Annotated in this window: 25 protein-coding genes; 15 read left to right on the forward strand and 10 right to left on the reverse strand. The window is 62.9% G+C overall.

Annotated elements, in window-relative coordinates:
- Positions 1-27: 27 nt before the first annotated feature.
- On the forward strand, positions 28-741 hold the full coding sequence (locus tag FGM15_02450; GenBank protein MBU3664728.1) for a DUF1573 domain-containing protein: 714 nt from the start codon (positions 28-30) through the stop codon (positions 739-741).
- A 62-nt stretch (positions 742-803) separates the two neighbouring features.
- On the opposite strand, the gene FGM15_02455 is transcribed toward FGM15_02450, so the two are convergent.
- The 3 genes from FGM15_02455 to FGM15_02465 form a co-directional block, all read right to left on the reverse strand.
- The gene (locus FGM15_02455) at positions 804-1244 is read right to left on the reverse strand and encodes a DoxX family membrane protein (protein MBU3664729.1); all 441 of its coding nucleotides are present in this window, start codon (positions 1242-1244) and stop codon (positions 804-806) included.
- 102 nt (positions 1245-1346) lie between these two features.
- Positions 1347-1769, reverse strand: a complete 423-nt coding sequence (locus FGM15_02460; GenBank protein ID MBU3664730.1) for a rhodanese-like domain-containing protein — start codon at positions 1767-1769, stop codon at positions 1347-1349.
- 470 nt (positions 1770-2239) lie between these two features.
- Entirely contained in the window at positions 2240-2938 is a 699-nt protein-coding gene (locus FGM15_02465; protein ID MBU3664731.1) for a superoxide dismutase, read from the reverse strand.
- A gap of 121 nt (positions 2939-3059) precedes the next feature.
- Between FGM15_02465 and FGM15_02470 the strand changes: the two genes are divergently transcribed.
- The 8 genes from FGM15_02470 to FGM15_02505 all read left to right on the forward strand — a co-directional run bounded on the left by FGM15_02470 (position 3060) and on the right by FGM15_02505 (position 9460).
- Positions 3060-4793 (forward strand): aminotransferase class I/II-fold pyridoxal phosphate-dependent enzyme, encoded by a 1734-nt coding sequence (locus FGM15_02470; protein MBU3664732.1) that lies wholly within the window; start codon positions 3060-3062, stop codon positions 4791-4793.
- 82 nt (positions 4794-4875) lie between these two features.
- Positions 4876-5151 carry a ferrous iron transport protein A gene (locus tag FGM15_02475; protein ID MBU3664733.1) on the forward strand — a complete coding sequence of 92 codons (276 nt, stop codon included), beginning with the start codon at positions 4876-4878 and terminating at the stop codon, positions 5149-5151.
- Complete coding sequence (locus tag FGM15_02480) at positions 5148-5390, forward strand: hypothetical protein (GenBank protein MBU3664734.1); 243 nt, start codon at positions 5148-5150, stop codon at positions 5388-5390. The genes FGM15_02475 and FGM15_02480 overlap by 4 nt, the downstream gene beginning before the upstream one ends.
- A gap of 11 nt (positions 5391-5401) precedes the next feature.
- Positions 5402-7570, forward strand: a complete 2169-nt coding sequence (gene feoB / locus FGM15_02485) for a ferrous iron transport protein B (protein ID MBU3664735.1) — start codon at positions 5402-5404, stop codon at positions 7568-7570.
- Positions 7567-7749, forward strand: coding sequence for a hypothetical protein (locus FGM15_02490; protein ID MBU3664736.1), 183 nt, complete (start codon positions 7567-7569; stop codon positions 7747-7749). The genes feoB and FGM15_02490 overlap by 4 nt, the downstream gene beginning before the upstream one ends.
- A 5-nt stretch (positions 7750-7754) precedes the next feature.
- The gene (locus FGM15_02495) at positions 7755-8528 is read left to right on the forward strand and encodes a hypothetical protein (protein MBU3664737.1); all 774 of its coding nucleotides are present in this window, start codon (positions 7755-7757) and stop codon (positions 8526-8528) included.
- Positions 8528-8986: a hypothetical protein gene (locus FGM15_02500; GenBank protein ID MBU3664738.1), complete on the forward strand. Its 459-nt coding sequence runs from the start codon at positions 8528-8530 to the stop codon at positions 8984-8986. Before FGM15_02495 ends, FGM15_02500 begins: the two co-directional genes overlap by 1 nt.
- Before the next feature lie 9 nt (positions 8987-8995).
- Positions 8996-9460, forward strand: a complete 465-nt coding sequence (locus tag FGM15_02505) for an acetolactate synthase (GenBank protein ID MBU3664739.1) — start codon at positions 8996-8998, stop codon at positions 9458-9460.
- Positions 9461-9470: 10 nt separating this feature from the next.
- Here the strand turns inward: FGM15_02505 and rmuC are convergent, their stop codons facing one another.
- Positions 9471-10733 (reverse strand): DNA recombination protein RmuC, encoded by a 1263-nt coding sequence (gene rmuC / locus FGM15_02510; GenBank protein ID MBU3664740.1) that lies wholly within the window; start codon positions 10731-10733, stop codon positions 9471-9473.
- A 150-nt stretch (positions 10734-10883) separates the two neighbouring features.
- On the opposite strand from rmuC, the gene ilvB reads away from it, so the two are divergent.
- Positions 10884-12602: a biosynthetic-type acetolactate synthase large subunit gene (gene ilvB, locus FGM15_02515; GenBank protein ID MBU3664741.1), complete on the forward strand. Its 1719-nt coding sequence runs from the start codon at positions 10884-10886 to the stop codon at positions 12600-12602.
- Between the two features lie 32 nt (positions 12603-12634).
- Positions 12635-14074, forward strand: a complete 1440-nt coding sequence (locus FGM15_02520) for a hypothetical protein (protein MBU3664742.1) — start codon at positions 12635-12637, stop codon at positions 14072-14074.
- Here FGM15_02520 and FGM15_02525 read toward each other — a convergent pair whose 3' ends face one another.
- From FGM15_02525 to FGM15_02540, 4 genes are read right to left on the reverse strand one after another with little or no spacing between them, the layout of a single operon-like run.
- Entirely contained in the window at positions 14075-14689 is a 615-nt protein-coding gene (locus FGM15_02525) for a lytic transglycosylase domain-containing protein (protein ID MBU3664743.1), read from the reverse strand.
- Between the two features lie 49 nt (positions 14690-14738).
- On the reverse strand, positions 14739-16409 hold the full coding sequence (gene menD, locus FGM15_02530; GenBank protein ID MBU3664744.1) for a 2-succinyl-5-enolpyruvyl-6-hydroxy-3-cyclohexene-1-carboxylic-acid synthase: 1671 nt from the start codon (positions 16407-16409) through the stop codon (positions 14739-14741).
- Positions 16319-17443, reverse strand: a complete 1125-nt coding sequence (locus FGM15_02535) for a hypothetical protein (GenBank protein ID MBU3664745.1) — start codon at positions 17441-17443, stop codon at positions 16319-16321. Before FGM15_02535 ends, menD begins: the two co-directional genes overlap by 91 nt.
- 21 nt (positions 17444-17464) lie before the next feature.
- On the reverse strand, positions 17465-17767 hold the full coding sequence (locus FGM15_02540; GenBank protein ID MBU3664746.1) for a DUF2934 domain-containing protein: 303 nt from the start codon (positions 17765-17767) through the stop codon (positions 17465-17467).
- Positions 17768-17892: 125 nt separating this feature from the next.
- Here FGM15_02540 and FGM15_02545 point away from each other — a divergent pair, with 125 nt between their 5' ends.
- From FGM15_02545 to FGM15_02560, 4 genes are all read left to right on the forward strand, one after another.
- Positions 17893-18294, forward strand: a complete 402-nt coding sequence (locus FGM15_02545; protein ID MBU3664747.1) for a phage holin family protein — start codon at positions 17893-17895, stop codon at positions 18292-18294.
- A gap of 2 nt (positions 18295-18296) precedes the next feature.
- Positions 18297-18953: a phosphoribosylanthranilate isomerase gene (locus FGM15_02550; protein MBU3664748.1), complete on the forward strand. Its 657-nt coding sequence runs from the start codon at positions 18297-18299 to the stop codon at positions 18951-18953.
- A gap of 60 nt (positions 18954-19013) precedes the next feature.
- Positions 19014-19370, forward strand: coding sequence for a hypothetical protein (locus tag FGM15_02555; GenBank protein ID MBU3664749.1), 357 nt, complete (start codon positions 19014-19016; stop codon positions 19368-19370).
- A gap of 86 nt (positions 19371-19456) precedes the next feature.
- The gene (locus tag FGM15_02560; protein MBU3664750.1) at positions 19457-20398 is read left to right on the forward strand and encodes a hypothetical protein; all 942 of its coding nucleotides are present in this window, start codon (positions 19457-19459) and stop codon (positions 20396-20398) included.
- 40 nt (positions 20399-20438) lie between these two features.
- Here FGM15_02560 and FGM15_02565 read toward each other — a convergent pair whose 3' ends face one another.
- Positions 20439-20867, reverse strand: coding sequence for a type II toxin-antitoxin system VapC family toxin (locus FGM15_02565; GenBank protein ID MBU3664751.1), 429 nt, complete (start codon positions 20865-20867; stop codon positions 20439-20441).
- 3 nt (positions 20868-20870) lie between these two features.
- Positions 20871-21131 carry an antitoxin gene (locus FGM15_02570; GenBank protein MBU3664752.1) on the reverse strand — a complete coding sequence of 87 codons (261 nt, stop codon included), beginning with the start codon at positions 21129-21131 and terminating at the stop codon, positions 20871-20873.
- Between the last annotated feature and the right edge of the window lie 52 nt (positions 21132-21183).

Here is a 21183-nt window from a genome sequence, read left to right on the forward strand (position 1 = left end):
CCGATTTCTTCTGAAACTCCGGGTTGCATGCGGCCAAGGGTGAGGCTTTCTTCATTGCGCATGTCTCTTCGCGTCGCTCCGTTTTCTTTGGCTTTTGCTTTGTTCGTCGCTGTTGGTGCCACCGCGCAGGATGCGTCCCCGGGACTGGCCTGGGAGCAGACCATAGTCCAACTCGAGACCGACGGCACCTCTTCGCCGCAGGAGACAGTTTTCCGATTCCGCAACAACGGTCCCCGGCCTGTTGTCATACGCTCCGTCAACACCTCTTGCGGTTGCACCGTCGGCAGCCCGGACAAAACACATTACGCCCCGGGCGAGAGCGGTGTGCTACCGGTCAAGCACAAGCCCAAGCCCGGGACCGGCGTGCGCGCTTACCGCATCAACGTGCGGACCGACGAGGGCGGGGGACGCGAGCACATTCTGACATTGCAGGTGACGAACAATCCGCGAGTCACGATCCAGCCGCGTGTCATCAACTGGGCCAAGGACGAATCCCGGACTCCGAAGAATATCGATATCCGCCTGAAAAAAGACGATGTCCTCAAGATCACCGGCGCGCAGGCAACGCCGGACGTTCTTGATATCGCCGTCACGGATGGGCCCGAGCCCGGACGGCAAACACTCGTCGTGACCCCGAAACCCGGAACGGGACTCGTGCCCGGGCGCGTCCGCGTTCAGTTGACCACCGAGCCGCCAACGCCTCCCTCGATGGACACGCAGTTTTTCGCCGTTTTGCGCTGAGAAAAAATTAGAAGCGCCATCTTCGCGCTTTTTTTTGGCGGTCAGGCGGCAGGATGACGCTTCTACTTTGCGCAATGCTCGCGCGACCACCGCAGCAGCACTCCGCACAACACAAGCAGCACCAGATTACGCATGGTTGCGCCGCCGGGTGTGGTCAAGGCGGCCAGGGCCGGATGAATTGCGCTCAAGTCGATGCACCCGCAATCGATCGGCAACTCGCGCCACCAAGCCTGCGCGGTGAGCGCGGTGAATACAGCGAGCGTGGCCGCGGTCCATCCCACAGTGACGGGCAACCAAAGCCCGGCGATGAGCCCGAGTCCGAGCAGAATCTCCATCCACGGCAAAGTGTGCGCAATCGTGTTGGCCAGCCAGTCGGGCAGCACGATCTGATACGAGTAAACGGTGGCGAGTGTCTGCAGCGGTGCGCCGACTTTGGAAAGTCCCGCGGCGAGGAACAGTCCGCCCAGCAAGATGCGGATGGCAAGGATGGCCGCGCGTTTCATGTCGGATCTTCAGAAAACAGAATGCCGGCTAACGATGAAAGAGGATAAATCATGATGCGGGGAAGACTGGTGATAAAAGTAGAAGTGCCAAGGATGGCGCTTCTACTGGCTGCGTTGCCACGCGAGGAAACCGCCGTCGAGAATGCGCACATCGGCCAATCCGGCTTCATCCCGCAGGCGGACGGCGAGTTCTGTGCTCACGTTGCAATCTTCCGTCCCGCAATACACGACGGTCGTTTTTTCCGTGCCGTGGTCCTCGGCGAAAAATTGCAGCATTTCGGGATAAACATGTGACGGCAATGAGATGGCTCCCGGAATATGTTGCGCGGTGTAATGTTCCTCGTCGCGCGCATCGACCAGCAACCATTCGCCGGCCGCAACTCGCGGCTGCGTTTCGGCCCAACTCACGCGGCCGAACTCCGTGATGCCGGATCGCTCCTCCGCGACGGGGCGCAGCGACCACAAGGCGGCGAGAGCCACCGCGGCCAGCGGATAGGCGAGGATACGGAGAACGGTCTGTTGCATCGCTTGCAGAAGCGATCATGCCCGGCGGACAAGAGCGTGACCAAGCGGAATGTTTTTCTCCGCGACGGCATCGCGGATAACGACGACTTTTTGCTGAATCGGCATATTCACCGCTTATAAGAACGACTAGGGTGGTGTCCCGTTTTCACCAGCCACCACGAAGGCATGCTAGGACTTATCCGCCAGACCTTCTCCTCTAATATCGGAACTGATCTTGGCACGGCGAACCCTACTCGGCCTCGAAGGACCACCCTGCTCTCGCAAGTTTACGGAAACAACGTTGACAACCTTTTGTCGCGGCCGCGACAAAAGGTTGCACAACGATTGTTCGGAGATTGTTGAAAATGACTGCGAAGACCCATCGGAATTACGGTGGTTTCGCCTGCGGGCCATCCACGCGATGCTTCGGTTTGCCGATGAATCCGGATCATCTTTGGCCGGGAGCCAATGACGCCACGGGCGCGGTGTCGTTATTTTTTCGCTTCGGCGTATCGCTCGGAGACGTAGTCCCAGTTGACCACGTTCCACCAGGCGGTGATGTAATCGGCGCGGCGGTTCTGGTTCTTCAGGTAGTAAGCGTGTTCCCAGACGTCCAAGCCGAGGAGCGGTTTGCCGCCGTTCATGATCGGGCTGTCTTGGTTGGGCGTGGTTTCGATGATCATCTCGCCGTCGGGAGTGAGGCTGAGCCAAGCCCATCCGCTCCCGAAAACTTTCATCGCGGCCTCGGTGAACTTTTTCTGGAATTGCTCGAAACTTCCGAAGGATTCATCGATGGCCTCGGCCAACTTGCCGGAGGGTTTGCCGCCCCCGCCGGGTTTCATCATGAGCCAGAACAGCGAGTGGTTGGCGTGGCCACCGGCGTTGTTGCGCAGGGTGGTGCGGATTTCTTCCGGAACTTCATCGAGGTGGGCGATGAGATCCCAGACCGTCATCTTGGCCAGGTCGGGCTGTCCGGCCAGGGCCTTGTTGGCATTGTTCACGTAAGCCGCGTGATGCTTGTCGTGATGGATTTTCATCGTCTCGGTGTCGATGTGCGGCTCGAGGGCGTCGTAAGCGTAGGGAAGCGCGGGCAGTGTGAACGGGCCGGACGGCGGGGCGTCGGCGGTTTGGGCGCCCGTGAGCGCGGGGCCGAGGAAAACGAGGCAGAGGGCTGTAATCAGTTGTTTCATAACGGCGAAAAACACCATGCCGGGGCGCCCAAGGCAAGATTTCTGGACCGGCGACCGCCCGGTTTGACTTGAACCGCGGCTTTAATACGCTTGCGCGGTGGCCGCGGGTCCGGAAAAAAGCATGAAGAAAGTCCTTTTTGTCTGCACGGGCAATGTTTGCCGCAGTCCCATGGCGGAGGGACTGATGCGCAAAATGTCCGGGGGGCGTATCGCCGCCTTTTCGGCGGGCCTCGGCGCGGGACGCGGTCAGTCGCCCAGCGCGCATGCGATCGAAGTGCTGAAAAAGGAAGGCGTCGATATTTCCGATATCCGCAGTCAACCGGTCACGGTCCAACTGCTGCGCGAGGCGGACCATGTTTTCACCATGACCCGCGACCATCTCGACATGCTGCTCCTGCTTTACCCGGAGATGGCCCCGAAGATGAAACTTCTGCGCCACGAAGACGCGGCCCGCGGCGGCCGCGCGGATGTGACCGACCCCATCGGCGGAACGCGCGAGACTTACGAGGCCTGCAAGGAGGACATCAAGCGCACCTTGCCGCGCCTCATCGAGACAATCACCGGCGAAAAAACACTCATGAACACAACGAAAAGCAAATCCACGAACTTTGAACTCTCGGATATTCCCGCTCTCGAGGCGACGGATCCGGCCATTGCGGCGGCCATCCACGACGAGGAGCGGCGGCAATTCCAGAACATCGAACTGATCGCCTCGGAAAATTTCACCAGCCGTGCAGTCCGCGAGGCGCAGGGGTCGGCGCTGACCAACAAATATGCCGAGGGCTACCCCGGGCGCCGCTGGTATGGTGGCTGCGAGCACGTGGATGTGGTGGAAAGCCTCGCCATCGAGCGGGCGAAGGAGCTTTTCGGCGCCGAGCACGCGAACGTGCAGCCCCACAGCGGCAGCCAGGCCAACACCGCCGTCTATTTTGCCGCGATCAACGTGGGCGACCGGATCCTCACCATGGATCTCGCGCACGGCGGACACCTCACGCACGGGCACAAGGCGAATTTCTCGGGCAAACTTTATGACGTGGTCCACTACGGCGTGAGCCCTGAGACCGAGAGGATCGATTATGACGCGCTGGCCAAGCTGGCGCAGGAGAGCCGTCCGAAAATGATCACCGCAGGCGCCTCGGCCTATCCGCGTCTGATCGATTTCGAACGCATGCGCAAAATCGCCGATTCGGTCGGTGCCCTGCTCTTTGTGGACATGGCGCACATTGCCGGTCTGGTGGCGGGTGGCGTGCATCCGAGCCCGGTGCCATATGCGGACTTCGTGACCAGCACCACGCACAAGAGCCTGCGCGGTCCGCGCTCGGGCGTGATCCTGTGCAAGTCGCAATACGCGAAGGCTGTGGACTCGCAGGTTTTCCCGGGCGTCCAGGGCGGTCCGCTCATGCATGTCATCGCGGCCAAGGCCGTTTGTTTCCACGAGGCGCTGCAACCGGAATTCAAAAAATACGCCGCGCAGATCGTGTCGAACGCCAAAGCGCTCGCCGCGCGACTGGCCATGCTCGGCTACCGCATCGTGTCCGGGGGCACAGACAACCATGTGATGCTCGTCGATCTCCGCCCGGCCGGGCTCAACGGCAAGCAGGCGCAGGAAGCGCTCGACCACGCGGGCATCACGGTTAACAAAAACGCCATTCCTTTCGATACCGAGTCGATCTTGAAGACCGGTGGCATCCGCATCGGCACACCGGCCATGACCACCCGCGGCATGAAAGAAGAGGAGATGATGGAAATTGCCGACATGATCCATGCCGCCCTGCAGAATGCGGAGCGGCCCGAGGAACTGGCCAAGATCCAGAGCCGTGTCCACGCGTTCACCGCGCAATATCCGCTGCCTTAAGCTGTTCGGGTCCGATTTCGGGCAGGAGCGAATTGGCCCTTGCCATGGCGGCTATTGAGACTTAGTCTCAAGACAGTTCTCCATGCCGATGCCCAAAGCCCGGACCCTGCGTCTCGACCACAGCCCCCGGCGGCAATGCCACCGGGTGGTTTCCGTTGATGATTCCAGCGAGTGGGCGGCGCAGCTGCGGCGTATCGGATTCCACGAGGGCGCGGAGGTCGAGGTGCTTTGCGGGCGCGATCCGGTGATGGTGCGTTGCCAGAATGGTCAAGTGGCAGTGCGCCGGTGCATGCTTGGTTGCGTGGAAGTGTGCGCGATGCAGGAAGCGCAGCATCACGCGCTCAAGGCGGACCGATGAGTGCTGCCGCCGCATCGCTGGATGCGCTGCGGATCGGCGAGCGGGGACGGGTTGAACCGGGCCCGGCCGAACATCCGGCCTTCCACCGTTTGATCGCCATGGGTTTGCTCCCGGGCACGGAGGTGCGTGTCGTGCAGGTCGCGCCGCTCGGCGATCCCGTCGAAGTGGAATTCAACGGCATGCGTTTGAGCCTGCGCAAAGCGGATGCCGCCTCGGTGCGCGTCACGCGTCTCGCCTGAAAATTTCCGCCATGTCCCGCAGCACCGCTTCATCCGTCCGTGCTTTGCGCGTCGCGCTTGTCGGCAATCCGAACACCGGGAAGACGACGCTTTTCAATCGCCTCACCGGATCACGCCAGAAGATCGGCAATTATCCGGGAGTCACGGTGGAAAAAAAATCGGGAACCTGGGAATACGAGGGCCGCAAGGTCACGCTGGTCGATCTTCCCGGCGCCTACAGTCTCTCCGCTTCCTCGCCCGACGAGCGTGTGGCGCTGGATTTTCTCACCGGTCATCTCGCCGGCGAGCCGCGGCCCGACGCGGTGATCTGCGTGGTCGATGCCTCGAACGTGGTGCGCAATCTTTTCCTCGCATCGCAGGTTGCGGATTTGGGGCTGCCGCTGGTCATCGCGCTCAACATGGCCGATGCGGCGGAGAAAGCGGGCATCCACGTCGATGCCCCGTTGCTTTCACGCCGGCTGGGCGTGCCGGTGGTGCGGACCGTGGCGACCCGCGGCGACGGGATCGCGGCGCTCGAGCGCGCGGTCAACCGCGCCGCCGACGAACAGACGCTGATGGCGCCCGTGCCCTGGCCCGAGGCGGTCGAACGCGCGGTGAAATTCCTCGCCGGCGGACTGGCCAAGGAAAACGCGCAGGAGTTGTCGCCCGGAGAATTGCGGCGTGTTCTTTTCGACCGGCAAAGCGCCGTGCTCGAACGCAGCGGCTGGCCGCCCGGCGCCGACCCCGCCCCCATGCTCTCGGCGGCGCGCGATATCCTCGTCAGCGCGCGTATGCAGCCGGCGTCGGCGGAAGCCCTGCTGCGATACGAGCACTTGGGGCACCTGACTGCGGATGCGGTGAAATTTCCCGAGAAGCGCAAACGCTCCGCCACCGAGAGGATCGACGCCGTTCTGACCCATCGCGTGTGGGGACTGGTGATTTTTCTCGGCCTGATGCTGCTTGTTTTCGAGTCGATCTATTCGTGGGCCGGGCCGCTGATGGATGCCATCGAATCGCTGGTGGTGGGCGCGCAACAGACGGTCGCACCGTGGCTCGAAGGTTATCCGGCGCTGCAGAGCCTGGTGACCGACGGCGTGATCGGCGGAGCCGGGGGCGTGATTATTTTTCTCCCGCAAATACTCATCCTGTTTTTCTTCATCGCCCTGCTCGAGGACTCCGGCTACATGGCGCGCGGCGCGTTTCTCATGGACAGGATTTTCGGGTGGTGCGGGCTCAACGGGAAAAGTTTCGTGCCGTTGCTTTCGAGCTTCGCGTGCGCCGTGCCCGGTTTGCTCGCCGCGCGCACGATCGAGGATCCGCGGGCGCGGCTGACCACCATTCTCATTTCGCCGTTGATGAGCTGCTCGGCACGTCTGCCCGTTTACGCGCTCATGATCGGCGCTTTCATCGAGCCGGCTTACGGCGCCCTCGTGGCCGGCCTTGTCCTTTTCGGCGTCCATTTCGTCGGGTTGGCCGTGGCGGTTCCGGTGGCGTGGGCGATGAACAAATTCATCCTGCGCACGCGGCCGTTGCCGTTCTTATTGGAAATGCCGCCCTACCGCCGCCCGCGGTTGCGCGACATTTTCTGGCGCATGTGGGAACGGGCGCGCGAGTTCCTCGTTCGCGCGGGCACGGTCATCGTCGCCATGACGGTGATCATTTGGGCGCTGGTATATTTTCCCCGGCCGGACGCGGTCCGCGAGCGCGTGGCGGCAGAGGCGGGGGCGAGCGCGGGTGACGAGTCGCTGCGCTTGCGCACGGAGGCCGCCTACATCGAGCAGAGCTATCTCGCGCGCGCCGGCCGCGCCGTGCAACCGCTTTTCGCGCCGGCCGGATTCGACTGGAAGATCACCGTGGGCGTTCTCGCGAGCTTTCCCGCGCGCGAGGTCATCATCGCAACGCTTGGGACCATTTACGGCGTCGGTGACGCCGATGAGGAATCCTCCGATTTGCGTTCCACTCTCTCGCGCGATGTGTGGACGCATGGTCCGTCGGCGGGGCGTCCGGTTTTCACCGTTCCCGTGGCGTTGGCCATCATGGTGTTTTTCGCCCTTTGTCTGCAGTGCGGCGCAACGGTCGCGGTGATGGCGAAAGAATCCAACTGGGGTTGGGCGGCTTTTGCTTTCTGCTACATGACCGCCTTGGCGTGGGCCGGAGCGGTCTTGACCTACCAAGTCGGCACGCATTTGCTGAAATTGTGAGTCTCGCGGAGTCCATCGCTGTTGCCGTCACGGTCTTCGCCGCGGTTGCCTACCTTGCGCGCCGGTCTTGGACGCGTTTCGCCGGGCAGGGGGGAGGATGCTGCGGTCGCTGCCCGGTCGCGCCGTCCAAAATCCGGCTCGCCGCCAAGACCGGGCGGGTTTCTATTGTGGGGAAATGAGGGCGATGCCGCCGATCCTGCTCCTCACCGCGGTTGCGGCGTGCGCGGGTCTGACCCCGAAGCAGATGGCCCAGGCCGACTCTCCCGAGTCGGTCACCGTGCCCACGCCGGCGGAATTTTTTGCGGCGATCGACAAGGCCGGCAAACCCGACTGGGTCTCGTTCTACCGCGATCCCGTTCCCACGACTTACCCGACGCGTCCCCAGACTGCGTTCAATTTGGGAACGCTTGTCGCCGACGGGTTCGTCGCGGTCGAAGCGGAAGACGGGCAGCAGGTCAAGAACACCGGCAAGGACATCATTGCTCTGGCCAAAGCGCTGGGGGTGGGCGAGCACGTGTTGGCGCGGGGGAAAAGCATCAGCGACTTCGCCGAGAAGAACGACTGGTTCGCCCTGCGCGAGGAGTTGGAAGCAACCGCGAACGAGGTGCGCAACGCGATGGTCGAACAGCGCGACGAAGCGCTTTCCTCCCTCATCACCGCGGGGGCGTGGGTCCGCGCCTTGCAGGTGGGCAGCCGCGCTGCCGAGCTTTCCGGCGAGGATGCGCCGGTCGAACTGCTCCGCCAGTCCGCGCTCGTCGAACTCTTGCAGTCCAACTTGGGCAAGCTTCCGGAAAAATCGCGTGATTTGCCGGCCATCGCCCAAGTCGGTGCGACCCTGCAGGGCGTCGGGTCGCTGATGAAAAGCAACGGGGCAGCTGCGATCCCGAAAGAAAACGCCGGGGCGATCCATGCCAAGACAGGCGAGCTTGTTTCCGCCATGAGCGCCAAACAACCGTGATGAAAAAATTCGCCGCCATCACTTGCCTCACCATGGCCCTCTCTTTCTCCGCGCGCTGCGAGCCGGCGGCATCGACGGTTCCCGCGGCGAGCGAGGACAAAGAGCCGTCTCTGAGGGCGCGCGTGCTCGAGTTCTCCGGCGGCTTGTGCAACGAGGGTTTCAAAGTTCGCGACGGATTCTGGTCCACGCGTCTCGACGGCGGCGCCCCCGCGCGTTTGGCCGTGAATCTTTTCGCGGGCAACCGCTACTGGTTCTGTGCCGCCGCGCCCGAGCGTGTTTCGGGGATGAAAATCACGCTCTTCGATCCGCGGGGCGAGGAGGTCAAGGTCTCCGAACACCGCGGACCGGGAGTTGCCGCCGCGGGAATGACCGCGGTCGCCACGGGGCGCTACGTCGTCCAGGTGGAAAGTCCCGGTGGGGCCGCGGAAGACATTTGCCTCGTCTATCTCTTCAAATAAATTTGTCCCATGGCATCCACCGAAACGACCGAAAAGCTGCACGGGCGCGCAGTAAGGCAATACTCCGTCTTCCTGGCCAACCGCGTGGGCGCGCTCATGCAAGTGGTCAAAATGCTCAACGAAGCCCGCGTCGTCGTGCTGGCGCTCAGCATCCAGGATTCGTCGGAAACCTCGATCGCGCGCATCATCGTGAGCGATCCGGAAATGCTGGAGGAACTCTTCGGGCGCAATGACATCCCCTATGGAGTTTGTGATGTGGTGGTGGCGGAACTGGAAGAGGGCGCATCCGATCTGCCGCGCCTGCTTGCGGCTTTGCTGGAGGCCGAAGTGAACATCCTCTTCAGCTACACGCTGCTGGTGCGTCCGCGCGGACGCCCCTTGCTCGCCATCCACACCGACGACCTGGAATGCGCCAGCGCGGTCCTCGGGTCGCGCGGGTTCCGCCTGCTGAGACAGACGGACCTTTCGCGTTAGCACGCGGCCTTTACTCGCTTTCCGCGGCGCCCGGCAGCACGGGTTGCTGGGCTGTGGTGCGCGCGCCGAGGGAGCGCAGCTTTTCCGTCTGGCGCAGGAGATTCCCGCGGCCGTCGCGCAGCTTGTTCATCGCGTCATCGTAACTTTCCTGCGTCTGGCGGATGCGGAGGCCGATATTTTCCAGATCGCGGCAGAACGCGACGAATTTGTCATAAAGCTTCCCGCCCTGCTCGGCGATTTCGCGCGCGTGGCGGTTCTGCAGGTCTTGCTGCCAAAGTTGCGCCACGAGGCGCGCGGTGGCAATGACGTTGGGTGCCGTGACGAGCACGATGTTGCGCGCGAGCGCCTCTTCCACCAGATCGGGTGCAGTTTCGAGCGCGGCGTGCAGTGCCGGCTCCACGGGGACGAATAGGAAAACGAAGTCGGGCGAATTGATGCCCGGCAGCGCCGCGTAGTCCTTCGATGCAAGTTGCCCGATGTGCCGCCGCAAGGCCTCGGCGTGTTCCTTGGCCGCGGCTTTGCGCTCCTCTTCGTCTTGCGCGCTGCATTGGCGTTCGTAGGCAACCAGCGAGACCTTTGCATCGATGATGACTTTCCTTCCGCCGGGAAGATCAAGAATCACGTCGGGCTGCAGTCGCCTGCCTTCTCCGGTCGTCCCCGAAACTTGCGCGTGGAAATGCTGTCCGCGCACGAGTCCCGCTTTTTCCAGCACCGACTCGAGGATCATCTCGCCCCAGTTGCCGCGCGTCTTGGCCTGGCCCTTGAGGGCCTGCGCGAGATTGCCCGCCTCGCGCGAAACCGTCTGGTTGAGTTCGCTCAGTCGCCGCACTTCTTCGGTCAGCGCGAAGCGCGCCTCGCTTTCTTTGCCGTAAGCTTCGTTGACCTGCTGCTTGAATTCCCTGAGGTGCTCTGACAATGGCCCGAGTAACTGCTCGAGATGGTTGCGGTTTTGCTCGGTGAAGCGGCGGGATTTGTCCTCGAGGATCGAGGCGGCGAGATTTTCGATCTCGGTCTTTATGGCCGCGCGCGATTCCTCGAGCCTCGCGGCACGCTGGCGCTCGGCGGAAAGATCCGCTGCAGAAACGCGGAGTTCATCGACGAGTTTGCGGCGCTCCTCGTCGAGATAATGAACCTGCCGCTGGAGTTCGTCGGCCAAAGTGCGCGCGGCGGCAGTCTCGGACGCTGCGAGGATGGCGCGGCGTCGGCCGGCGAGGTAGCCGGCCAAGACACCGAAGACCAGCGAGGCAAGGGTCCACCAGAGATATTCGGGCATGGCAGATCCTTACCATGGGGGACACAATGTGTCGAAACAGGCCGCGCCGTGGCGGTTGCTTCTCGCAAGGGACTCCGGTATAAACGGGGGATGAGTATAGCAACCGCCGCCGCCCGCGGTCCGGCCTCAGCCCAGCAAAGCGCGAAGCTGATGAACGGCGCGGAGATTCTCGTGAAGTGCCTCGAACTCGAGGGCGCGGATGTCATCTTTGCCTACCCCGGTGGCGCGAGCATGCCGATCCACCAGGCGCTCACGCGTTCCAAAAAGATCCGCACCATTCTTCCGCGCCATGAGCAGGGCGGGGTCTTCGCCGCCGAAGGTTATGCGCGCGCGACGGGCAAAGTCGGCCTTTGCATGGCCACGTCCGGACCGGGCGCCACCAACTTGGTCACCGGTCTCGCGGATGCGTTCATGGATTCCGTGCCCGTCATCGCCATCACCGGCCAGGTGCCGCAGGAGATGATCGGCCGCGGGGCGTTCCAGGAAACGGATATCTTCGGCATGACGCTGCCGATCGTGAAGCACAGCTACCTTGTCTGGGACATCCACGAGATCCCGCGCATCGTGAAGGAGGCTTTCCATATCGCCACCAGCGGCCGCCCCGGTCCGGTGCTGATCGACCTTCCGAAAAACATCCAGAACCAGAAGATCGAACCGGTCTTTCCCGAGACCATCAAACTCCGCGGCTACGATCCGGACAAACGCGCGACCGACGAGCAGCTGCTCGAAATGATCCGCCTCATCAAGCAGTCACGCGATCCGATGATCTATTGCGGCGGCGGCATCATCACGTCCGGCGCCGCGCCCGAACTTCTCGAGTTTGTCGAGCGCACGCAGATCCCCGTGGCCACGACGCTCATGGGCATCGGTTGCTTCCCGGAGACCCACCCGCTTTCCCTCAAGTGGCTCGGCATGCACGGCACGGTTTACGCGAACAACGCCGTGAACGAAGCCGATCTTCTTCTCGCCATCGGCGTGCGTTTCGATGATCGCGTGACCGGCAAGGTGGAAAAATTCGCCGAGCACGGAACCATCGTCCACATCGACATCGACGACTCGGAGCTGAACAAGAACAAGGTTGTCGCGCTTCCGGTCCTCAGCGACGTCAAATACGCGCTCAAGCGCGCCAACGAACTTCTCGCCAAAGAAGGTTTCGAGCGCGTGAAGGGTGACAAGTTCGACCGCTTCAAGCCTTGGTATGAGAAAATCCAGGCTTGGAAGAAAGCGCACCCGTTCCGCTACACGGACACCGAGGATGTCATCCAGCCCCAATACGTCATCGAGCAGCTCTACAAACTCACCAACGGCAAGGCCATCCTCACCACCGGCGTCGGCCAGCACCAGATGTGGGCGGGGCAATATTACGATTTCGACAAGCCGCGCACCTTCATCACTTCCGCCGGGCTTGGCGCGATGGGCTTCGGTTATCCCGCGGCCATGGGCGCCAAAGTGGCCTGCCCCGACACCCAAGTCATCGATATCGACGGCGACGGCTCTTTTCTCATGAACGTGCAGGAGCTGGCCACCGCGCACATCGAAAAAATCGGCGCCAAGGCCATCATCCTCAACAACCAGCACCTCGGCATGGTGGTGCAGTGGGAAGACCGCTTTTACGAGAGCAACCGCGGGCACACCTTCCTCGGCGACCCCGACGACACTTCGCGCATCTATCCCGATTACGTGGAGATTTGCAAAGGTTTCGGCGTGCCCTGCGAGCGCGTCATCCACAAGAAAGACCTTCTGCCCGCCCTTCAGCGCATGCTCGATGCGGAAGGTGTCTATGTTCTCGACGTCATGACGCCCTACACCGAGCACGTCTTGCCCATGATTCCCGCGGGCATGACTTATAAAGACATTATCACCGAGTAACTCTCCCGCCGCCATCGCGCGGCGCCGTTCCCATGTCTGAAGAAGCTCCGCTGCTGGATCTCAGCGCGCTCGATTTCCGTCCTGCTTGGGCCAAGGACCCTTCATCCGCCCCGCAGCCGTCGCCGGCCCCGCGTGAACACCGCCCCGCGCCACGCGGCGGCTTCAAGCGCGTGGGAAAGCCGGGCGGGCAGCCGCGCCCCGGACGCGGCCGGCCCCACGGGAAAAAATTCGATGATGCGCGCCGCGAAGAGCGCCCTGCGCCGCCGCCGAACCCGTTTCCTTGGCTGCGCATCGCCTTCACCGCGACGGCACCCGCCGTCGAAACGGTCGTCCAGCAAGTGCGTCATACGGGAAAAACCTTCGGCCTTTTCGATATCGCGCGCATTCTCCTGCGCAATCCCGCATCCTACACGATCGACCTGACCTCCGCTCCGAAACAACCCGAAGGTCCGTTTTGGGTGGCGGAGGCCGACAGCAGCGTCTGGCTTTCGCGCGAGGCCGCCGTGCGCCATGTGCTCCGCAAAAAGCGCGACGAATTTTATCGCGCCGAGACCGTCGAGGTGGCGCCGCCGAAAGGCAACTTCCCGGTTGTCGCCGTCTGCGGGATGTCCGGTGTCCTTCTCGGGCCGCCCAACCATCACGACTTCGAGCGGCGTCTGAGGGAGCTTCACCGCGAACGTTTCTCGCGCATGGATTTCGAGACTTTCCGTTCGCGACTCAAGATGGAGCGTGATCCGGAAATCGTGGAAAAATGGCGCGCCGAAGCGTCAAAGGCTGTCGAATACTATCCGCGCGAAGGCGAGAACCCGGAAAAGCTGGCGGATCTCGCCGCGGTCGAACGCCACTTTGCCGAGCATCACGCCCCGGCGCTCGTGAAACTCGTCGATCACGCCGCCGTGCCCGGCGACCCGAAGACCACGGCCGTCGATGCCGCGCTTGCGCCGCTTCTGAATCATGCCCGCGGCGAGGAGGAACGCTTTCCCCTCCGCCTGGCCCAGAGTCTGAGCCGCGCCCTCACGGCCGCCGGTCTGCGGTTCTACAAAGGCGCGTCCCGCACGACATTCGTTTCAGCCTCGCGTCCGCGCTACCTCGATCTCGATCAGACGGCCGTGAGCGACTCCATCCGGAAAATTATCGAGACCATCCGCGAGAAAAAATCCATCCGCCGCGCACAACTGCTCGGCCAGCTTGTGCCGCGCGCGTCAACGGCACCTGTCGCTCCGGCGGAGGCGCCCGCCGATCCCTCCGCACCCGCACCGGAGGCCGCACCGGCTGCGGATCCCGCCCGCGAAGCTGTGATCAACGATCTCCTTTGGCTCACGCATGAAGGCTATGTCATAGAATATGCCGACGGCCGGCTGGAATCCGTTCCGCCGCCGAAAAATCCCCCGAAGCCCGCTGTCGTCGCTCAGGATGCTCCGGCGGCTGCCGTTGCCGAGGCTGAACCTGCCGCCCCTCCGGCCTCCGTTTGATCAATCCTGCGGCAGGGTGATTTGGTCACCCCGCTTTTTGTAGTATTCGTAGCGCTTGAGCACGGCTGCCACGTAGGCGCGTGTGCTCGGGATGTCCATCGCTTCGCTCAATTCCTGCGCCGTCATCTGGGCGCCGCCGCCCGACCAGCGTTTCACCCGGCTCCTGCCCGCATTGTATTCGCCGAGGGCGAAGGGAAGGGGATCATTTTGGCCCGACCAGTGGGCGAGCGCTTTCCCGAGATACCATGTGCCCGCCTCGATGTTTGTTTTCGGGTCGAGAAGATCCGTGGGGACAAATGTTTCGATGCCCTCGGCTGCGACCCAATCCTGTGCCGCTGGCTCGGTCACCTGCATGAGTCCGCGTTCGCCGTGCGACCCAAGCTTGTCCGGATGAAAGCGGCTCTCCTGCCAGATAACCGCTTTGACCAGCAGCGGATCGACCCCGTGGCGCGATGCGGTTCCGGCGATCAAGTCGTCGTAGCTGCTGTATCTCCCGAAACCGAGCAGCTCGCCGACGCGGTAGGCTGGATCATTTTCGAACGCCGCAAAAATACCGATGCCGGCAGCAAAGAGCACGGCCACTGCGGCGAGGACATAAATGATGCGGGCTGACATCCGGATGCAATTTAACGCCGCCGGCAGACGTTAGCGAGAATGTTGCCGCCTATTTCCAGAGGTCAGCGTAGGCGTCGGAAAAACGCTTTGTCGCGTGGGCGTCGGGAACGACTTCGACAAGTCGCGGCACGCCCGGAGGCATCGCATCATGCGGATCGTGCATCCGCCCGTAGTGCCACCCGAACATTTCCGCCCAACCGCGCAGTTTGATCTCATGGGCATTGAGAAACGACGGATTTTTGAACATCCGATCGAAAATCATGCCGCCGCCGTTGTTGATGACGGCGATGGTGATGTCCGCCGCCGCGGGTGCGCGCGCAGCCCAGAGTCCGGCGAGATCGTAGAGAGCCGAAAGATCACCCAGAACTGCAGCCGCGGGTCGCCCGGCTCCCGCAAGGCCGATGCCTGTCGAGACAAGACCGTCGATGCCATTGACCCCGCGGTTGGCGAAGCAGTAACGCGCGTCCGGCGTGCGCACCGCCGCCAGGTCCCACTCGCGGACGGGCAGGCTGTTGCCGAGGAGAATGCGCGCGTTTTCGGCCAAGCCCTGCGACAGCGCGCGGACCAACGCCGTTTCGCTTCGCGGCTCTCGAGCGAGCAGTTCCTCCAAACGAATCGCGATTTCCCGGTCCCGTTGGAAAAGAGTCTCGTTGCGACCGCCCGACGGCGCGAACGCTCCGGCAATCGCGGCAAAGTGCCGCAAGGGCACGACGCGGGACTGCCTTGCCAAACCGGGAAACGGAAGCTGCGATATCTGCAGCAGCGGGCGGCTGTCCCCGTCGAGTTCGCGCCAGAAACGCGGAGTGGGAATCCCGCCGATGCGCACCACGCCGTCGCAAGCAGCCCGGCATTCCGGAGTCCGCAGGATGCGTTCGCCGGAGTGCAGGCTGAATTCCTGCAAGGTCCGGTGCGTGCGCAGTTGCGAGACGGCTTCGAGATAAAGCGGGCAGGATAGCGACGCCAGCCAGGGAGCGAGCGCGTGCGCCTCCGGGGGTCGGAGCGAAGACACGAGAACAAGCGGGTTGCGCACCGCGTCAAAAAAATCCGCGCAGATATCGCGTGCTTCGGCCTCGTCCATCCATGGCACGGGCTGCAGCGGAGCCGACGGATGACCGGTGAAAATCTTCGCGCTTTCGCCATCGAGCAGCGGTTCATCGAAGCAGGCGTTGAGATGCACCGGACCGTCCAACGGCGGAAGCGTTTCGATTTGTCCGGGCGAATCGATGTCGATCACCGGCGCTTGCGCCGCGGCGAAGAGCGGAATCTGGTCGATGGTCTGCGGCGCTCCGGTTCCGCGCAGTGCGCGGGGTCGGTCCGCCGTGACGGCTACCAGCGGCAGTCCCGCATGGCGTGCCTCGAGCATCGCGGGCAGCAACTCGGCCGCCGCCGTGCCGGAGGTTGTCATAACGGCAGCCGGTGCATTGTCGCGGCGTATGCGGCCGAGCGCGAAAAACGCGGCGCTTCTTTCTTCGAAAAAAGAGACCACATCGAAGGCTTCCCGCGCTGCATCGAGGGCTTCGACGAGCGGCGCGTTGCGTCCTCCCGGGCAGATGCAAATCGTGCGCACGCCGGCCCCGTGCAGGGCGGACAGTATTTCCGCCGCGATGGCACGGTTGTCGGCGGGCGCGCTCAAAGGCCGAGGTTGCCGCGCGTGGCGGCGAGTTTCAGGCGCAGTTCGGCCGTCTCGCGCGCCAGTTGGCTGGCCGGGACGAGCCCGCATCCGGCCCCGCAGCGGGCAATCTCACGGTTCCATTGCACATTGCGGATCGCCACGAGGCAGCGCGCCTCGCCGCCCGGCAGCATGAGTCCGAAAGGCGCGGCGAAGCGTCCTCGCGGTTCCGCGTCCAGGCGCGGCATCCACTCGCGCCAACCTTCGCGCGGTGCGGTGCCCACGGCCGGGGTGGGGTGGAGGAGATCGACGAGTTCACGGAAACCCGCCGGTCGCCCCGGCATCACGCGCAGGTCCGTGCGCAGATGCGACAGAATGCCGATACGCCACAAACGGGTGGCACCGCGGGTGACACGGCCGAGTTGTCCGAGGCGCGCCGCGATGTCCTCCAGAACGACAAGGTGCTCACCCTTTTCCTTGGGATCTTCCATCATGTCCTCGGGCGCGGTATCGGCTCGTGCGGTGCCGGCCACGGCCATGGCGTGGATTTCGATCCCGTCATTTTCGAAAAGCAATTCGGGCGAAGCGCCGAGAATGCCCCCCTCGTCATTCCAGCAGCCATAGGGCATCAATCCCGAGGGCAGGTTGGCCAAAGCGCGCAGCGCCCTTTGGCGGGCGTCGGTATCGAGGGGTCCCGCGCTTGTTTCGAAAACCGCGGGCACCGCTTTGCGCAGTTCGCCGCCTGCGAAAGCCGCCTGCGCTTTGTCGAAAGTTCCCGCGAAATGTGCCGCATCGAACGCCCGCCATGTCCTTGTGGTTTCCCCGCCGTCGAATTGCTGCGCCAGAGTGTCGGGTGACACGGCCGCGCACCCGGGATAAGTGCGCCACGGCGCGGTGTCGGAGAGATAAAAATCCGGCGCGAAAAATGACGGCCGCCCGGGATCAGGTTCCGCTGATTTTTCTGCATCGCCCCACGCAATGATCCACCGGTCGTCGGACCAGGCGAAAACCGCGCCGCTTTGAAGAAAAGCACGGATGTGTTCCGCCGCAGGCGCCGAACGTCGCAGCCACGCCTGCGACAATTCGCGCTCGCTGACTTGATGCAGACCGCTCATGCGTTGATTTTGCGCCGGCAGGCGCGGCATCGCAATCCTGCGGGGATGCCGTCAGCGGCGCAGTTGACGCTCGGCTTCGAGCCAATCCGACTCCGCGTCGCCCGGGAGGCCGAGTTCGCGCCGCTTTTCCGCGATGAAGTAAGCACGCACCGCGATGTCGTGGTTGGTCACTGATCCGATCAGCCCGACAATCTCCGACTTGCCGCCCTGTTTGCGGGTCATTACGCGGGTCGGCGTGGCGGTCACAGCGCGCGTGCGAGCGGCGGCCGCTTTCTTCTTCGCTGTTTTGACGGGGGTCGTTTTCACCGCTTTTTTGACCGTTTTGGACATTTTTGGTTTCGCTGTCTTGGCCATGATTTTTGTTTGCTGTTGGGTCCATTTAACGGGTGCTTCCGCGCCCGGGCCAAGTTTTTTCGGCTTTTCCAAGGGGGGCGCGCGATTAGGCTGCGTTTGTGGGTATCTCCTTGGGCGAATTTTTCATCCGCTGGTTTGTCACTGCCGTGTCCGTTTTCGCGGCGGCATGGGTGGTGCCGGGTATCGACTACACGAGTTTCACGGGGCTGGCCTTTGCCTCGCTCCTGCTCGGCATCATCAACGCCATGGTCCGCCCGGTGCTCCTCATCCTTTGCCTGCCGCTGATTTTGGTGACGATGGGCCTTTTCATCCTCGTGCTCAATGCCCTGCTGCTGTGGTTCGTATCCGGGATCCTGCCGGGCAGCTCGTTCACGGTTTCGGGTTTCTGGGCCGCATTCTGGGGCGCGATCGTGATCAGCATTGTGAGCTGGATTCTCAGCGCATTTTTCCGCGGCAGCGACGGGCGCATTTATCCGCTCACACACCACACGGTGATCAAACAGGCGCGGGGCCGCACGTTGAACTGACCATGGTGCCCGCGGGCTTGCGGCGCTGGTTGGATTCGGGGCGACCGGGCGTGAAGATCTGCGGTATCACGCGCGAGGAGGATGCGCATGCGGCCGTGGAAGCGAGGGCCGACGCTTTGGGGTTCAATTTTTATCCGCGCTCGAAGCGGGCGGTGCGGCTCGCGGAAATTTCAAAGTGGTTGCGGAAACTTCCGGAGGATGTCGGACGAGTCGCCGTCGTCGTGCAACCGGATGAAGCGCTCCTGCGCGATTTGGCGGCGTCCGGATTGTTCCACGCCTTGCAATTCCACGGGGGTGAAAGCGCGGATTTTTGCGCGAAATGGGGCGGCGATTTTTACATCAAGGCATGTCCGCTATCCGACGAAGCTTCTGCCGCCGCCGCGCTCGATGATCCTGCGCCGTGCATTTTGTTGGACGCGCATGCGCCCGGCACATTCGGTGGAACGGGGCGTGCCATCGATTGGTCCCTGGCCTCGAAAGTTTGCGCGGCCACCACCCGTCCTGTCGTCCTTTCCGGCGGCCTCAACCCGGCCAATGTCGCCGAGGCCTTGCGCATCGTGAAGCCGGCGGCCGTGGATGCCGCCAGCGGCGTGGAATCCGCACCGGGCATCAAGGACGGCGCCCTTGTGTCCGCCTTTGTATCGGCTGTCACCCTTTGACCGCATACCTTGCGAAGGGTATAGCCAGCTTTTTCCGGACCGGATACAAATACCGCTCCTATGAAAAAGTTCCTTCTGCTTATTCCGCTACTCCTCGCCGGTTGCATCACCGAGGAAGACATGATGGCCATCACCAATCCTTACAATCGTCCGGGCCAATATGCCGGAATGGCGCCCGGCCAGCGCCCGATGACGCCTTACCAGTCGCAGTCGTTTTACCAACCGGCGTATCGCGACGGCTACCGGCAGGGCTACAATGCCGGCTACTTCGACGGCAGCCGCGGCATCCCGTATCGCGCCAACTCCAGCTACCGTGGACCGGCCTACAACGTTCCGTTCTCCGACGGCTACTACAAAGGCTATGCCGAAGGATTCCACGAAGCGCGCCGAGGCATGGCGTTCGGCTGCGGGCTCTGATCGTTCAGCCGCCTCATACCCTCGGCACCGGAAACGTTTCCGGGCTGGGGATGAGGCGGGTGCGCAGACCACGTGAATTGCATTTCATGACAAAGCTCCCATTCATCTTGCTAGTGACCGCCGCCGTGGCGGTGCCGGCCGGACTCCGCGCGGCGCAGCCCGTTGTATCCGAAACCCAAGCCGCGATTGCTTCGGCGCAGCAGGGGGCCGCGGCACTGGTCGATGCCGCTCGCAATCAAGCCATGGCACCGCTCAATACGGCCCGTGGTCAGGCCCTCGCGCAGGCAACGTCGGCCCGCAATCAAGCCGCGGCACCGGTCGATGCCTCTCGCAATCAAGCCCTGGCGCAGACGACGGCCGCGCGAGGTCAAATCAAAGACAAGCTCAAGCTGCCATTCAATCTTCCCAAGTTCGACGTGCCGGACCTTGTGCGCGCGGCCAAGGCTCGCCATGCGACAGTCGATGCCAAGGTGAAAAGTCCGCGCACGCTGACCTACAAAAGCCGCTTCAGCCGCATTGCGCGTTGGATCGCGCCGTTCACGATGGGCCTCATCGTCTACATCCCGTTCGACTCGATGAACGCACAAGCCAGCGGCACGATGAACAACCTGATGGCCGAACAAGGCATATCGGTGGAATCAATGGCAGCGGGTGCTTTTGCAAATCAGATCAAAGACGGGAAGCGATGGACCGGCGGTGAGCCTGCCGATGGCGTTTTCAAGGTCGAGGTCAACCGCTACGCGCTCGATCCCATCCCCACAAGCATTTCGCTGTTGCGTCCGACGGTCAGCCTGACCGGACGTCTTTTCGACAATGACGGCAAGCTGCTCTGGATCGGCAAAGGTTTCACCTCATCGCTCGAGCCCGGCATCAAAGGTGCGACGCTCGAGCAATACGAGGCCAATCCTGCGATGCTGCGCGCTGATTTCGAAACCGCGGTCCGCGTGGCTGCTTCGCGTCTCGCCGCCCAAGCCAACGCGCTGCCGCGCGCGAAAGTCACCGTTGCTCCGGTGGCCAAGACCAACTGATCAAGGCCGGAGCCGCTAGGTTTTGGGATAGGTTCTACGCTCAGGCCAAAGGATCGGACCAATCAACGCCGCGGAAACGGGAAAAGTCGTGGTCGCAGGAGCGGATGGATCCTCCCGTGCGCAATGCGATGGCGGCGATTTGCGCGTCGGTGACAAGATTCGCGCCGGTGCCGGCGTGGAGGAGCAGCTCCGCCGCGGTCGTGAAATCTTCCGCGTGCGCATCGAGCCAGACCACATTGGGAAACTCCAGCCAGTTCGCCACGCGCGCACCGGCGTCTTTGACGCTCAGCGGACGCCGGAACACCTTGCGGTTGGTTGCCAAACGAATGAAAGCAAAGGCAACCACGGCGCACAGACCGACTTCCTCATCTCCTTGCAGCGTGTCGCGCCACCACGCGGCGGCTGCCTCGTGATCGGGACACTCCGTGTCCGTGGCACAGAGCAGAATATTGGCGTCGGGAATGACCATGGCTCAACGCCGGCGCTTGGCCGAGGTCCGCAGATAACTCTCCGCCTCCAGATCATCGGCCAACCCGGCCAGATCACGGGGGTCTACTCCGGTGCGGAGCCCCATGGCACGGGGTGGAAGCAGCTTCGGTCGCTTGCGTGGAGCGGGACGCAACGCCGTGCGCACCGCGGAGTTGAGCACCTCCTTGAAAGTCTTCTTCGTCCGGTATTGCTCGTCGTGCAGGAGTTTCTCGACGTCCGGTTCGAGAGTCAGTGTCGTCCGCATGTAGGCATCAATGCATCAAACAATATTATGTCAGGATGCATACTTGTCTTGA

Source organism: Chthoniobacterales bacterium (genome assembly GCA_018883245.1).
Taxonomy (GTDB): domain Bacteria; phylum Verrucomicrobiota; class Verrucomicrobiia; order Chthoniobacterales; family JACTMZ01; genus JACTMZ01.

Coding starts and splice junctions, on each gene's coding strand:
- FGM15_02450 (MBU3664728.1), top strand. CDS start 28: ATGCGGCCAAGGGTGAGGCTTTCTTCATTGCGCATGTCTCTTCGCGTC.
- FGM15_02455 (MBU3664729.1), bottom strand. CDS start 1,244: ATGAAACGCGCGGCCATCCTTGCCATCCGCATCTTGCTGGGCGGACTG.
- FGM15_02460 (MBU3664730.1), bottom strand. CDS start 1,769: ATGCAACAGACCGTTCTCCGTATCCTCGCCTATCCGCTGGCCGCGGTG.
- FGM15_02465 (MBU3664731.1), bottom strand. CDS start 2,938: ATGAAACAACTGATTACAGCCCTCTGCCTCGTTTTCCTCGGCCCCGCG.
- FGM15_02470 (MBU3664732.1), top strand. CDS start 3,060: ATGAAGAAAGTCCTTTTTGTCTGCACGGGCAATGTTTGCCGCAGTCCC.
- FGM15_02475 (MBU3664733.1), top strand. CDS start 4,876: ATGCCGATGCCCAAAGCCCGGACCCTGCGTCTCGACCACAGCCCCCGG.
- FGM15_02480 (MBU3664734.1), top strand. CDS start 5,148: ATGAGTGCTGCCGCCGCATCGCTGGATGCGCTGCGGATCGGCGAGCGG.
- feoB (MBU3664735.1), top strand. CDS start 5,402: ATGTCCCGCAGCACCGCTTCATCCGTCCGTGCTTTGCGCGTCGCGCTT.
- FGM15_02495 (MBU3664737.1), top strand. CDS start 7,755: ATGCCGCCGATCCTGCTCCTCACCGCGGTTGCGGCGTGCGCGGGTCTG.
- FGM15_02500 (MBU3664738.1), top strand. CDS start 8,528: ATGAAAAAATTCGCCGCCATCACTTGCCTCACCATGGCCCTCTCTTTC.
- FGM15_02505 (MBU3664739.1), top strand. CDS start 8,996: ATGGCATCCACCGAAACGACCGAAAAGCTGCACGGGCGCGCAGTAAGG.
- rmuC (MBU3664740.1), bottom strand. CDS start 10,733: ATGCCCGAATATCTCTGGTGGACCCTTGCCTCGCTGGTCTTCGGTGTC.
- ilvB (MBU3664741.1), top strand. CDS start 10,884: ATGAACGGCGCGGAGATTCTCGTGAAGTGCCTCGAACTCGAGGGCGCG.
- FGM15_02520 (MBU3664742.1), top strand. CDS start 12,635: ATGTCTGAAGAAGCTCCGCTGCTGGATCTCAGCGCGCTCGATTTCCGT.
- FGM15_02525 (MBU3664743.1), bottom strand. CDS start 14,689: ATGTCAGCCCGCATCATTTATGTCCTCGCCGCAGTGGCCGTGCTCTTT.
- menD (MBU3664744.1), bottom strand. CDS start 16,409: ATGCGGGCTCGTCCCGGCCAGCCAACTGGCGCGCGAGACGGCCGAACT.
- FGM15_02535 (MBU3664745.1), bottom strand. CDS start 17,443: ATGCCGCGCCTGCCGGCGCAAAATCAACGCATGAGCGGTCTGCATCAA.
- FGM15_02540 (MBU3664746.1), bottom strand. CDS start 17,767: ATGGCCAAGACAGCGAAACCAAAAATGTCCAAAACGGTCAAAAAAGCG.
- FGM15_02550 (MBU3664748.1), top strand. CDS start 18,297: ATGGTGCCCGCGGGCTTGCGGCGCTGGTTGGATTCGGGGCGACCGGGC.
- FGM15_02555 (MBU3664749.1), top strand. CDS start 19,014: ATGAAAAAGTTCCTTCTGCTTATTCCGCTACTCCTCGCCGGTTGCATC.
- FGM15_02560 (MBU3664750.1), top strand. CDS start 19,457: ATGACAAAGCTCCCATTCATCTTGCTAGTGACCGCCGCCGTGGCGGTG.
- FGM15_02565 (MBU3664751.1), bottom strand. CDS start 20,867: ATGGTCATTCCCGACGCCAATATTCTGCTCTGTGCCACGGACACGGAG.
- FGM15_02570 (MBU3664752.1), bottom strand. CDS start 21,131: ATGCGGACGACACTGACTCTCGAACCGGACGTCGAGAAACTCCTGCAC.